The organism is Streptomyces phaeofaciens, assembly GCF_014648915.1.
GTDB lineage: Bacteria > Actinomycetota > Actinomycetes > Streptomycetales > Streptomycetaceae > Streptomyces > Streptomyces phaeofaciens.
The window spans coordinates 521,039-533,266 of the sequence record NZ_BMSA01000003.1; the positions used below are offsets into that span (position 1 = coordinate 521,039).

Annotated in this window: 15 protein-coding genes, 1 tRNA gene and 1 pseudogene; 7 read left to right on the forward strand and 10 right to left on the reverse strand. The window is 70.1% G+C overall.

From position 1 onward, the window contains the following. Positions 1–57: 57 nt before the first annotated feature. The 4 genes from IE275_RS09205 to IE275_RS09220 are packed head-to-tail and all read right to left on the reverse strand — an operon-like array spanning position 58 to position 3,492. On the reverse strand, positions 58–849 hold the full coding sequence (locus IE275_RS09205) for a DUF1707 SHOCT-like domain-containing protein (RefSeq protein WP_189709594.1): 792 nt from the start codon (positions 847–849) through the stop codon (positions 58–60). Between the two features lie 9 nt (positions 850–858). Beyond that, positions 859–1,881 (reverse strand): ABC transporter ATP-binding protein, encoded by a 1,023-nt coding sequence (locus IE275_RS09210; RefSeq protein ID WP_189709596.1) that lies wholly within the window; start codon positions 1,879–1,881, stop codon positions 859–861. After that, complete coding sequence (locus IE275_RS09215; protein ID WP_189709873.1) at positions 1,878–2,642, reverse strand: ABC transporter permease; 765 nt, start codon at positions 2,640–2,642, stop codon at positions 1,878–1,880. Before IE275_RS09215 ends, IE275_RS09210 begins: the two co-directional genes overlap by 4 nt. A gap of 49 nt (positions 2,643–2,691) precedes the next feature. Then, positions 2,692–3,492: an ABC transporter permease gene (locus IE275_RS09220; RefSeq protein ID WP_229870163.1), complete on the reverse strand. Its 801-nt coding sequence runs from the start codon at positions 3,490–3,492 to the stop codon at positions 2,692–2,694. 213 nt (positions 3,493–3,705) lie between these two features. Here IE275_RS09220 and IE275_RS09225 point away from each other — a divergent pair, with 213 nt between their 5' ends. After that, complete coding sequence (locus IE275_RS09225) at positions 3,706–6,093, forward strand: transglycosylase domain-containing protein (protein WP_189709600.1); 2,388 nt, start codon at positions 3,706–3,708, stop codon at positions 6,091–6,093. Between the two features lie 6 nt (positions 6,094–6,099). Here IE275_RS09225 and IE275_RS09230 read toward each other — a convergent pair whose 3' ends face one another. The 3 genes from IE275_RS09230 to IE275_RS09240 all read right to left on the reverse strand — a co-directional run bounded on the left by IE275_RS09230 (position 6,100) and on the right by IE275_RS09240 (position 7,334). Then, positions 6,100–6,420, reverse strand: coding sequence for a DMT family transporter (locus IE275_RS09230; RefSeq protein WP_189709602.1), 321 nt, complete (start codon positions 6,418–6,420; stop codon positions 6,100–6,102). Positions 6,421–6,595: 175 nt separating this feature from the next. Further along, positions 6,596–6,898: a GroES family chaperonin gene (locus tag IE275_RS09235; RefSeq protein WP_189709875.1), complete on the reverse strand. Its 303-nt coding sequence runs from the start codon at positions 6,896–6,898 to the stop codon at positions 6,596–6,598. Between the two features lie 106 nt (positions 6,899–7,004). After that, a complete protein-coding gene (locus tag IE275_RS09240; RefSeq protein ID WP_189709604.1) occupies positions 7,005–7,334 on the reverse strand; it encodes a DUF3618 domain-containing protein in 330 nt (109 codons plus the stop codon). A 108-nt stretch (positions 7,335–7,442) separates the two neighbouring features. Here IE275_RS09240 and bcp point away from each other — a divergent pair, with 108 nt between their 5' ends. The 6 genes and pseudogenes from bcp (at position 7,443) to IE275_RS09270 (ending at position 10,167) form a co-directional block, all read left to right on the forward strand. Then, positions 7,443–7,910, forward strand: coding sequence for a thioredoxin-dependent thiol peroxidase (gene bcp / locus IE275_RS09245; RefSeq protein ID WP_189709606.1), 468 nt, complete (start codon positions 7,443–7,445; stop codon positions 7,908–7,910). Positions 7,911–8,129: 219 nt separating this feature from the next. Further along, positions 8,130–8,834, forward strand: a complete 705-nt coding sequence (locus IE275_RS09250; RefSeq protein WP_189709608.1) for a 2OG-Fe(II) oxygenase — start codon at positions 8,130–8,132, stop codon at positions 8,832–8,834. Between the two features lie 112 nt (positions 8,835–8,946). After that, positions 8,947–9,195 carry a chaplin gene (locus IE275_RS09255; RefSeq protein ID WP_189709610.1) on the forward strand — a complete coding sequence of 83 codons (249 nt, stop codon included), beginning with the start codon at positions 8,947–8,949 and terminating at the stop codon, positions 9,193–9,195. A gap of 294 nt (positions 9,196–9,489) precedes the next feature. Continuing rightward, the gene (locus IE275_RS47060) at positions 9,490–9,702 is read left to right on the forward strand and encodes an HNH endonuclease signature motif containing protein (protein WP_308435640.1); all 213 of its coding nucleotides are present in this window, start codon (positions 9,490–9,492) and stop codon (positions 9,700–9,702) included. A 10-nt stretch (positions 9,703–9,712) separates the two neighbouring features. Continuing rightward, a pseudogene (locus IE275_RS09265) lies at positions 9,713–10,078 on the forward strand (HNH endonuclease); the annotation flags it as partial. A 15-nt stretch (positions 10,079–10,093) separates the two neighbouring features. After that, a tRNA-Leu gene (locus IE275_RS09270) sits at positions 10,094–10,167 on the forward strand. A gap of 56 nt (positions 10,168–10,223) precedes the next feature. On the opposite strand, the gene rdgB is transcribed toward IE275_RS09270, so the two are convergent. The 3 genes from rdgB to rph form a co-directional block, all read right to left on the reverse strand. Further along, the gene (gene rdgB, locus IE275_RS09275; protein WP_189709615.1) at positions 10,224–10,826 is read right to left on the reverse strand and encodes an RdgB/HAM1 family non-canonical purine NTP pyrophosphatase; all 603 of its coding nucleotides are present in this window, start codon (positions 10,824–10,826) and stop codon (positions 10,224–10,226) included. A gap of 50 nt (positions 10,827–10,876) precedes the next feature. After that, positions 10,877–11,290 carry a hypothetical protein gene (locus IE275_RS09280; protein ID WP_189709617.1) on the reverse strand — a complete coding sequence of 138 codons (414 nt, stop codon included), beginning with the start codon at positions 11,288–11,290 and terminating at the stop codon, positions 10,877–10,879. A gap of 140 nt (positions 11,291–11,430) precedes the next feature. Next, positions 11,431–12,168 (reverse strand): ribonuclease PH, encoded by a 738-nt coding sequence (rph, locus tag IE275_RS09285; protein ID WP_189709619.1) that lies wholly within the window; start codon positions 12,166–12,168, stop codon positions 11,431–11,433. Positions 12,169–12,228 lie beyond the last annotated feature (60 nt).

Consider the following 12,228-nt stretch of genomic DNA (forward strand, 5'->3'; position numbering starts at 1 on the left):
CGCGGCCGTCAACCGTCGTCCATCGATCGCCGGCCGTCAGGCGTCAGCCGTCGGCCGTCACCTGTCGTGCCGCCGCTCCCGCCGCTCCCGTCGTTCCTCGCGGTGTTCGCGCAGCAGGTCCTTGTGGCCCTCCAGCATCCGCCGGTGGGCCTCCTGGACGTCGTCCCGGAAGTCGGCGTGCAGCTCGCGCACCGCCGCCTTGCGGTCCAGCTTCTCCTGCCGCCGGGCCGCCTTCGTGAGCTTGCGCTCGATGCCGACCCCGCCCCAGAAGGCGAACCCGGTCACCACCACCCGCGGGGCGTCCGGATCGCCGGGGACACCGGCCTCCCGCTGGTCGAAGCCGCCCATGACCCCGATGCCGCGGACGACGACCTCCACCCCCGGCGGCACGATGATCTGCATCCCGCCCATGATCGCCACGCAGTTGATGACGACCTCGCCGGCGGCGAAGTTCGCCTCGCGCAGGTCGAGTTCCCCGCCGCCCCAGAAGGCGAAGGAGGTGAACCGTCTGGGCACGGTCCAGCGCCCCCGGCGCTGGAAGCCCGACATGACGGCGACGGCCCAGGTCGAGGAACCCTCGCCGCCCACGATCCGCCCCGCCCAGGAGCCGTCCGCCACCGGGCCCTTGTGCAGCGACACGACGGGCGGCGGCGCGACTCCCGCGGCCGGCAGATCCCGGGTGATCGGCGTCAACTCCCCGTACGTGCGCGCCCGGTACGTCCGGTCCAGCCGCTCCTCGAACTCCTCCATGTCCAGGCGGCCCTCCGCGAGGGCGTCCCGCAGGACCTCGGCGACCCGCTCACGGTCGGCGTCGGAGGCACGGAGGTCCGGGACTGCGTCGTCGCTCATACGGGCAGCCTACGAGCTCTGGGCGCCTGGCACTACGGTCTCCCGACCGGGCGCCGGCACGGAGGCGTCCCCCATCGAGGACAGCATCTTCGCGATCACCGCCTCGATGTCCGGTTCGCGGACGGAGAGGTCCACCAGGGGATACTCCGCCGCGATCCTCGCGACCAGCGGAGCCGCCGACTCCGACGCCGGGAACGCCAGCCACTGCCGCGGCCCGTCCACCTTCACCACCCGGGCCGTCGGACCCGCCTCGATCGGCGGCAGCTCCCGCGCCAGGTCCACCACCAGCGTCCGCTCACCACCGCCCGCCTCGTGCAGCCCGGCGAGCGCGCCGTCGTACACCAGGCGACCGTGGTCGATGACCATCACCCGGGAACAGAGCTGCTCGATGTCCTGGAGGTCGTGCGTGGTGAGCAGCACCGTGGTGCCGCGCTCGGCGTTCAACTCCCGCAGGAACTCCCGCACCCGGGCCTTGGAGACCACGTCCAGGCCGATCGTCGGCTCGTCGAGGTACAGCACCTCCGGATCGTGCAGCAGGGCCGCCGCGATGTCGCCGCGCATCCGCTGGCCGAGCGACAACTGCCGGACGGGGACGTCCAACAGGGCGCCCAGTCCCAGGAGTTCGACGAGCCGGTCGAGATTCTCGCGATAACGGGCGTCCGGGATGCGGTACATGCGGTGCATCAGCCGGTAGGAGTCGATGAGCGGCAGATCCCACCACAGGGTGGTCCGCTGGCCGAACACCACCCCGATCCGGTGCGCCAGACGCATCCGCTCACGGGACGGGTCGATGCCCGCCACCCGCAGCCGGCCGCCGCTCGGCGTCAGGATCCCGGTCAGCATCTTGATCGTCGTCGACTTCCCGGCGCCGTTCGGCCCGATGTAGCCGACCATCTCGCCGCGCGCCACGGTGAAGGAGATCGAGTCGACCGCCCGCACCCGCCGCACCTCCCGCTTCAGGAAGCCGGTCCGCTTCCGCACGTCGAAGACCTTCTCGACGCGGTCCAGTTCAATGAAGGCGCCCACCGTCAACTCCCTGTGCTCCGATACGACCTGAGACCCGCCCGCCACGCCAGCCCGGCCAGCGCACAGCACGCCACCGCCACCAGCGGCGACACGAACGCCGCCCACCCCGGCAGCCCCAACGGCTGCGGCCTGCCCAGCACATGGGCGGCGGGCACCCAGTTCACGAAGGCCAGCGGCACCATGAACGTCACCCCGCGCACCAGCTCCTTGCCGAACACCGTCGGCGGATACTGGAGCAGCGTCTGCCCGCCGTAGGTGAACGCGGCCTGCGCCTCCGACGCGTCCTGCGCCACGAACTGGAACGCGGCACCCGCCACGAACACCGCGCCGAAGATCCCCGCGCCGCCGACCAGCATCACCGGCAGCAGCAGCACCTTCACCGGCGTCCACCCGACGTCGAGCGCCACCAGCGCGTACCCCAGCACCAGCGCGCCCTGGGTGACCCGGCCGACCCGGCGCAGCGCGAAACGGTCCGCGGCGGCCTGGGCCAGCACCGGCGCGGGACGCACCAGCAGCGTGTCGAGCGAGCCGTCACGCACCCGTCTGCCCAGCCGCTCGGCCGAGCCGATCAGCAGGTCCGCGAGCCCGAAGGACGTCGCCGACAGCCCGTACAGGAACGCGACCTCGGGCAGTGTGTAGCCGCCGAGCGCGTCCACCTGCGCGAACATCAGCAAGATCGCGACAAAGTCCAGTCCGGTCACCACCAGCCCGCCCAGCGCCGTCAGCGCGAACGACACCCGGTAGGCCAGCGTGGAACGGATCCACATCCCCGCGATCAGCCAGTAGGCGCGCACACCCACCGCCGTCCGGCCGCCCTCACCCACCCTGGACCACCACCCGCCGGGTCGCCGCCGACTGCACCAGCCGGCCCACCCCCAGCAGCACCACCGCCCACCCCGCCTGGAAGGCGAAGACGGACAGCGGATCGGCCTCCCCCATCAGCAGATCCGCGGGCATCTGGAGCAGCGCCGCCCACGGCAACTGCCGTACGACCTCCCCGAGCGCCCCCGGAAAGGCGTTCAGCGGCAGCGCCATCCCGCCGCAGAACATGCCCGTGACCATCAGCACCTGCGACGCGCCCGTGCCGTCCATCAGCCAGAACCCGCTCAGCGCCACCAGGAAACGGATCGCGAAACTCACCACCATCGCCAGCACCACGGCGACCAGGAACGCCAGCCAGAGCAGCGGATCGTCCGGCAGCGCCGTCGGAAAGAACAGCACCCCGACCACGAACGGAACCACCCCCCGCCCGATCAACTGGAAGAGCGACCGCCCCAAGTCGCCCGCCAGCCACCACAGCTGGAGATCGGCCGGCCGGTACAGGTCGATCGCCACGTCACCCGTACGGACACGCTCCATGAGCTCGGACTCGAAGCCGCCGCCCTGGATCGCCAGCGTCGCGTACAGCGCCTGCCCCAGCCACACGAACGTCACCGCCTGTGCCTGGTCGTAACCCCCCAGGTGCGGCCGCTCGTCCCACAACGCCAGATATGTGTAGACGAGGATCAGGCCGAAAACCGTGTTCGTGAACACCCCGGCGACCGTGGCCGCCCGATACGTCGCGTACCTTCTGAAACCCCCCACTGCGACGGCCGCGTACAACCGCGCCGAACCCACCGCAACCTTCCTCCTCGCCCGCTTGTCTCCCACTGCGACACCGAAGCGCAGGAGCCTAGTGGGCGGGCGCAACGGCATGCCACGCGTTTTCCCCCGCAACGCGTGCCGATTGCCGGGAACGGAACGCTTGGTGCGAGAGTCTTCAACAGGGGACGCAGAAGGCGTACGAGACGTACGAGAACGTACGACGCGAAACAGGAGTCCGAGCAGCACATGAGCGACGAGCCACAGCCGCAGCAGCCGACCGAAGGCTCGGCACCGGGTGAACCCGAGGGGGACGGTACGAAGCCGAAGCGACCGAAGCGCACCGGCTGGCGGCGTCTGATCCCCACCTGGCGGATGGTGCTCGGCACGTTCGTCCTCGGAGTGCTGCTCCTGATGGGCCTGTTCTACCTCGGCTACTCGATGGTCAAGATCCCGCCGGCCAACGCGCTCGCCACCAAGCAGTCCAACGTCTACCTGTACGCCGACGGCACCGAGATCGCCCGCGACGGCGCGATCAACCGCGAGAACGTCGACCTCTCGCAGATCTCCAAGGACGCCCAGCACGCCGTACTGGCCGCCGAGGACCGCGACTTCTACACCGAGTCCGCGGTCGACCTCAAGGCCATGCTGCGGGCCGGCTGGAACACCGCCACCGGCAAGGGCAAGCAGTCCGGCTCGACGATCACCCAGCAGTACGTCAAGAACTACTACCTCGCGCAGGAACAGACCGCCAAGCGCAAGGTGAAGGAGTTCTTCATCGCGATCAAGCTCGACCGCGAGAAGTCCAAGGACGACATCCTCGAGGGCTACCTCAACACCAGCTACTTCGGCCGCAACGCCTACGGCATCCAGGCCGCCGCCAAGGCCTACTACGGCATCGACGCCACCGAACTCACCGCCGCCCAGGGCGCCTACCTCGCCGCGCTGGTCAACGCGCCCAGCGAGTACGACGTGATCGCCCACCCCGAGAACAAGAAGGCCGCCGAGGCCCGCTGGAACTACGTCCTCGACGGCATGGTCACCAAGGACTGGCTGAACGCCGGCGAACGCGAGGGCATGAAGTTCCCCACGCCGAAGGAGACCTCCGGTGCCTCCGTCGGCATGTCCGGGCAGCGCGGCTACCTCGTCAACGCGATCAAGGACTACCTGAAGAACAACAAGATCGTCACCTCCGACGAGCTGGAGGCCGGCGGCTACCGCATCACCACCACGCTGGAGAAGAAGAAGCAGGACGCCTTCGTCGACGCCGTCAACGACAAGCTGATGGACAAGCTCGACAAGAAGAACCGCAAGGTCGACACCTACGTCCGCGCCGGCGGCGCCGCCGTCGACCCCAAGAACGGTGAGGTCCTCGCCCTCTACGGCGGCGTCGACTACGTCAAGCAGTACACGAACAACGCCACCCGCCGGGACTTCCAGGTCGGCTCCACCTTCAAGCCGTTCGTCTTCACCTCCGCCGTCCAGAACGGCTCCGAGACCCAGGACGGCCGCACCATCACCCCGAACACCATCTACGACGGCACCAACAAGCGTTCCGTCCAGGGCTGGACCGGCGGCGGCTACGCCCCCGCCAACGAGGACGACGTCAACTACGGCAACATCACCGTGCGCGCCGCCACCGACAAGTCGGTGAACTCCGTGTACGCGCAGATGGCCGTCGACGTCGGCCCCGAGAAGGTCAAGAAGACCGCGGTCGACCTCGGCCTGCCCACCGCCACCCCCGACCTCCAGCCCTACCCGTCCATCGCCCTGGGCACGGCCACCGCGAGCGTCCTGGACATGGCCGAGGCCTACGCCACCCTCGCCAACCACGGCAAGCACGGCACGTACACGATCATCAAGAAGGTCACCAAGGACGGCAACGAGGTCGTGGACCTGCCCTCGCGCAAGTCCTCCCAGGTCGTCACCCGCGAGGCCGCCGACACCACCACCGCCGTCCTGAAGAGCGTCGTCGAGAACGGCACCGCCACCGCCGCCCAGGCCGCCGGCCGCCCCGCCGCAGGCAAGACCGGCACCGCGGAGGAGGACCAGGCCGCCTGGTTCGCCGGCTACACCCCCGACCTCGCCACCGTCGTCGCCGTCATGGGCCAGGACCCGACCACCGCCGCCCACAAGTCCCTCTACGGCGTCATGGGCCTCCAGCGCATCAACGGCGGCGGCGCGCCCACCGAGATCTGGTCCCAGTTCACCAAGGAGGCCCTGAAGGGCACCCCGGCCTCCGACTTCAGCCTCCAGCTCCAGGACGGCTCCGAGGAGACCGCCTACCCGTCGGCGCCCCCCACCGAGCAGAAGCCCAGCGAGAGCCCGGACGAGACCGGCACCCCCGGTGACGGCCAGAACGACCAGGGCCAGACCCAGGGCCAGACGCAGGGGCAGACCCAGGGCCAGACCGGCGGCACCACCACCGGCGGCACGCCCACCACCGACGGCGGCACCAGCACCGGCACCACCGGCTCCACCACCGACGGCGGCACCACGACCGACGGCGGCACCTCCACCGGCACCACCGACGGCGGCACCAGCACCGGCACCACCGACGGCGGCACCACCGACGGCGGCACCGGCAACAGCACGGGAACGACCGCGGGGCCACTGGGCATCACCCGCGAGGAGTGAGCCCGCTCAGTGCCCGCCGGTCGCCTTGAGACCGATCACGGCGACCAGCAGCAGACCCACGAAGAAGATCCGGGCGGCGGTGGCCGGCTCACCCAGCACCAGCATGCCGACCACCGCCGCACCGGCCGCCCCGATCCCCACCCACACGCCGTAGGCGGTACCGATGGGGAGCGAACGGGCGGCGTACGACAGCAGCAGCATGCTCGCGACGATGCCGGCACCGGTGAACAGACTCGGGACCGGTCGGGTGAATCCGTCCGTGTACTTCATACCGACGGACCAGCCGACCTCCAGCAGACCGGCGACGACGAGCAGAACCCAGGCCATGGGGCACCTCCGAGACACGAAAACTGACGGGGGTGCGTCGTCTTTGCGTTGCTGCGTTCGGCTTCCCGGTACGGCGCGTCTCGTCGGGCTGGCTCCCCTCCAAGCTAGCAAAGAAAAGCCGAAGGGGGCCGGTGACCATGGTCACCGGCCCCCTTCGCCGCTTCGATCCGACGATCTACAGGTACAGCCCGGTCGTGTCCTCCGACCCCTCGAACCGGTCCGCGGCCACGGCGTGCAGATCCCGCTCGCGCATCAGCACGTAGGCGACACCCCGCACCTCCACCTCGGCCCGGTCCTCCGGGTCGTACAGCACCCGGTCGCCCGGCTCCACGGTCCGGACGTTCTGGCCCACCGCGACGACGTCCGCCCACGCCAGCCGACGGCCCACGGCCGCCGTCGCCGGGATCAGGATGCCGCCGCCGGAACGCCGCTCGCCCTCACTGGCGTCCTGCCGCACGAGGACACGGTCGTGCAGCATCCGGATGGGCAGCTTGTCGTGCTGGGGACCGCTCTGGTCGCTTCTGTTACCGCTCACGCCTCGAACCTACCTGCCTTCGCCGTACGAAGAGCCGCCGGGCCGACTCTCACGACTTGCGGCGCCGCGCGCTCAGCGCGAGCAGCCCGACCACACCCACGACCAGGAGCGCGGCCGGCACGACCCTTTCGAGCCGCGGCGCGCCCTCCTCGTCCACGAACTTCGCCCGCACGTCGCTGACGACCCGGTTGACCTGGACATAGGCCTTCCCGAGCGTGTGATCGACGTTGGCGACGACCTTGGCCTTGGCGTCCCCGACGATGGTCTTCGGGTGCACCCGCACCCCGATCTCGTCCAGCGTCTCGGCCAGCACTGTGCGGCGGGCCCTGATGTCCGCCTCGATCTGCGCCGGGGTTCTGGTGTCCGACGTGTCCGCCACGGTAAGGCCTCCGAAGTCAGCCGATACGTTGTTGCCGATACCTGTTCCGGACAGTCTGTCAGCTCTGCCCGCCACCGCACTGTCAGGACCCCCGGTTACGCTGGAGCGATGAGCGAGCGACTCCAGCCCGGGGACGTGGCCCCCGCCTTCACCCTCCCCGACGCCGACGGCAACGAGGTGTCCCTGTCGGACCACAAGGGCCGCAAGGTCATCGTGTACTTCTACCCCGCGGCCCTCACACCGGGCTGCACCAAGCAGGCCTGCGACTTCACCGACAACCTCGACCTCCTGGCCGGCGCCGGGTACGACGTCATCGGCATCTCCCCGGACAGCCCCGAGAAGCTGGCCAAGTTCCGCGAGAAGGAGTCCCTCAAGGTCACCCTCCTCGCCGACCCCGACAAGCAGGTCCTCGACGCGTACGCCGCCTTCGGCGAGAAGAAGAACTACGGCAAGACGTACCTGGGCGTCATCCGCTCCACGATCGTCGTCGACGAGGAGGGCAAGGTCGAACACGCCCTCTACAACGTCCGCGCCACCGGCCACGTGGCCAAGATCATCAAGGACCTCGGCATCTGAGTTCCCGCTTCCACCGCGACACGGCCCGCACCGGGACACCCGGGTGCGGGCCGTTCCGCGATGCGCGCACGGCTGTCCGCCGATCGCATGCAGAAGGGTGACCGACCGTCCAAACCGGTCGTTGCCGCGAGGGGGGGCCGACAGAGCGGCATCCGCACCCCTGGGGCGGGCCGGCCCCTACGGGCGACCCGCCCCACGCGATCGCGAAGGCAGGGCACGATGACAGTGCAGGACACCACGACATCGACATCCGAGACGGAGGAGGAGCCGTCGCACGTGTCGGCGGACGCGGTCTGGCGGCTTCCGGTGACGGTCTGCCGCATCACCGGCTTCCTGGGCGAACGAACGTCGGCCGCCCTGCTGGAGCGGGCCGTCACCGCGGCCGGCGGCGGTCTGACACCGTCCACGGTCGACGGCGACAAGGTGATCCCGGCCGTACGCCGCTCCCGTTCGGGCGGCTTCGCCGCGCCGGAGCTGCTGGCGGCCATCGACGAGGTGCTGGAGGCCGTCGAGCACACGCTCGGTGTCTCCTGCCGTGACACCGAGCCCAGTTACGGCCTCAACGTGCACAACGACGGCGACTTCTACGGCGTGCACCAGGACACCGACGGTGTCGGCTACGCCTCCGACCGTCTGCTCACCTTCGTCTACTACCTGCACGGCACCCCACGGCCCTTCCAGGGCGGCGCGTTGCGCGTGTTCGACGTGGCACTGCCGCTCGGCACCGACCGGGTCGGGAGGTGGGAGGACCGCACCTGGCGGGACTGGGAGCCCGAGCACGACAGCATCGTGTTCTTCCGGCCCACCGCCTGGCACCAGGTCCGCGAGGTCAGCTGCCCGAGCGGACGGCGCGAGGACAGCCGCTTCGCCGTCAACGGCTGGCTGTGCCGCCGCCCCGACGGCGCGGTTGCGCGGCACGGGTGAATCGGTCCCGGACCTGCGGCCTGTCGATCCCCGCCGCCCCGTGCGCGGCGGGCGGCCCTGGAATGGTGGTCGAAACACCGACACCGAAACACCGACACGGAAAGGAGGCACAGTGATCAGGAAAGCGGCCGTGATCGTGGCAGCAGCCGGCGGCCTCGTCCTCGCGGACGCCGGCTGGGCCCTGGCCGACTCGGGCGGGCAGCACGGCTCACCCCAGGTCGTATGCGCCCTGGCCGAAGAGGCAGTGATGGGCAACTGCGGCAACACCTACATCTTCGCGCCCAGGATCCTGGACAACGTCCTCGACCTCGGCCTGTTCGGCCCTGCCCCCGGGATTCCCGGGGTTCCCGGAATCCCGTAGCGGTGCCGAGTGCCCGCTTCTACGGCCTGTGCCGGGGTGCCCCCGGTGCAGGCCGCTTTACGTTTCGGGCGTGACTGTCCGGCAACCGGTTCGTCACTCCGTGCGAGACCACGAACGGGTGGTCGGAGACGGAGGGGCCGGGAGCGGATGAGGAAGCTGGACGTGGACACCTCGCACTTTCAGGGGCAGAGTCGGGGCGGCAAACCGTGGCGGCCCCGGACACCCGAGACCCTTCTCGTCCAGCAGCCGGACAGGCAGGCCAGACGCATTCCGAGTGACCGCCTGAGGTGGGCCATGACGATCTCGGGCATGTCTGAGCAGTGCGGCCTCTGCGGGATCGGAGCCGTCTGGCGTGGACATCCGCTGCCGATGGAAGTCGACCACGTCGATGGCAGCCGGCGCGACAACTGCATCGAGAACCTGCGGTTCCTGTGTCCCAACTGCCACTCGACGACAAACAATTACCGGGACCGCGGCAAGGGACGCCGGCGAGGTGGGGCCCAGTGAGCAAGTGATCGCCGAGGAACAACTGACGACGGCGCATTTCTTGGGGCAGGCCCATCGGCGGGGCAAGCCGGGCCCCGTCCCCGCCAAGCGTCCCGAGGAAATCCTGGTCCGGCACGAGGGCAGACGCCGCACGAAAACGCGATGGCTGCGCCGTGCGCTGTGCGAGGTCGGCGTACCCGAGGCATGCGCCGACTGCGGCGCCGGCGGCCCCGAGTGGCTCGGCAGGCCCATGACGCTGGAGGTCGATCACATCAACGGGGACTGGCGCGACGACCGGCGGGACAACCTGCGACTGCTGTGCCCCAACTGTCACGCAGTCACCAGTACCTGGTGCCGCGGGGGAAGCCGACAGCGAGCGGCCGGTAGCGCCCAGTAGAGTAGGTGGCGCTGCGGGCCCGTACCCCAGCGGCAAGAGGGCGCCGGTTTAGGTCCGGTGTGTCGTGGGTTCGAATCCCACCGGGCCCACAGGGAACATAGGCCCTGCACCTTTGATTCAAAGGTGCAGGGCTTCTTTCGTCGGCTCAGCCCAGCAGCTCCCGAACCACCGGCACCAACGCCCGGAACGCCTTGCCCCGGTGGCTGATCGCGTTCTTCTCGGCGGGTGTGAGTTCGGCGCAGGTGCGGGTGTCGTCGGCCGGCTGGAGAATCGGGTCGTAGCCGAAGCCGTTGGTGCCGGACGGGGTGTGGCGCAGGGTGCCGCGGAGTCGGCCCTCGACCACGCGTTCCGTGCCGTCGGGTAGGGCCAGGGCGGCGGCGCAGGCGAAGTGGGCGCCGCGGTGTTCGTCGGCGATGTCCGAGAGTTGGGCCAGGAGCAGGTCGAGGTTGGCCTTGTCGTCGCCGTGGGTGCCGGACCAGCGGGCGGAGAAGATGCCGGGTGCGCCGTTGAGTACGTCCACGCACAGGCCGGAGTCGTCGGCGACCGCGGGCAGGCCGGTGGCCCGGGCGAGGGCGTGGGCCTTGAGCAGCGCGTTCTCGGCGAAGGTCACGCCGGTCTCGCGGACGTCCGGGATCTCGGGGAAGGCCTCCGCGCCGACGAGGTCGTGGGGCAGACCTGCGTCGGCGAGGATCGACCTGAGTTCGGTGATCTTTCCGGCGTTGCGGGTGGCGAGGATCAGGCGGGTCATGTCCCCAGTATCCCGAGTCCCCGCCATCTGCTGTGGCGTCCCCCGGTTCGTTACGGGGTGCAGACCTTCGTCAGTTCGCCCGCCGCGTCCGTGATCGGGCTGAGGTCGGGGGTGTTGTCGCCGTTCTCCACCGCGGTGCGGACGTTGGTGACGGCATCGCCCAGGTCCTCGACGGCCTTGTTGACGTCGGCGTTGTCGGTCTTGTCGCCTATCTCGTCGAGGTTCTGGTCGATGGAGTTGAGGGACTCCTCCAGTTGCGTCGGGTCGTTCGACGCGTTCTCCACGGCCTGCTGGAGGTCGGTGACGCTGTCGGCGATGGCGTCGGCGGTCTGGACGCAGTCCAGTGCCTTGCTGACGGCGTCGCAGCCGGTCACGGTGAGCCCGAGTGTGAGCGCGACGGCCGTCGCGGCGACGGCGGCGGTGCGGCCGCCTCGGTGTCGTACCCGGCTCGTGAACTTGGCCATGACTGTGTTCCTCCCTTGGTCAGGCCCCCAGGGAGGCCCCCCGTCGGCGTACTGCCGTGCGTGCTTGTCCCGCGTACTGCCCAAGACGCCGGGGCGCGCGCGGGGGTTGCCCTCGCGCGCCACCGTTCTTGGCTCGCTCTTTACTTTCCGAGGACGGTATCAAGCGCGGCGCGCTGGATCGACGCCAATTCGGTGCAGCCGGAAACGGCGAGGTCGAGCAGGGAGTTGAGTTCCTCGCGGGCGAAGGGCTCGGCCTCGGCGGTGCCCTGGACCTCGACGAAGCGGCCGTCGCCGGTGCAGACGACGTTCATGTCGGTGTCGGCCTTCACGTCCTCCTCGTAGCAGAGGTCGAGGAGGGGGACTCCGCCGACGATGCCGACGGAGACGGCGGAGACGGTGCCGGTGAGGGGCTGGCGGCCGGCCCGGACGAGCTTGCGGCCCTGGGCCCAGCCGATGGCGTCGGCGAGGGCTACGTAGGCGCCGGTGATGGCGGCGGTGCGGGTGCCGCCGTCGGCCTGGAGGACGTCGCAGTCGAGGACGATGGTGTTCTCGCCGAGCGCCTTGTAGTCGATGACGGCGCGCAGGGAGCGGCCGATGAGGCGGGAGATCTCGTGGGTGCGGCCGCCGATCTTGCCGCGGACGGATTCGCGGTCGCCGCGGGTGTTGGTGGCGCGGGGCAGCATGGAGTACTCGGCGGTGACCCAGCCTTCGCCGCTGCCCTTGCGCCAGCGGGGGACGCCCTCGGTGACGGAGGCGGTGCAGAAGACCCTGGTGTCGCCGAAGGAGACGAGGACGGAGCCTTCGGCGTGCTTGCTCCAGCCGCGTTCGATGGTGACGGGGCGGAGCTGTTCGGGGGTGCGGCCGTCGATGCGTGACATGGCGCTGAGCCTAGCCGCACGTGCGGAAGGGGCCCGTCCCCCGGTGGGGAGGGGCCCCTG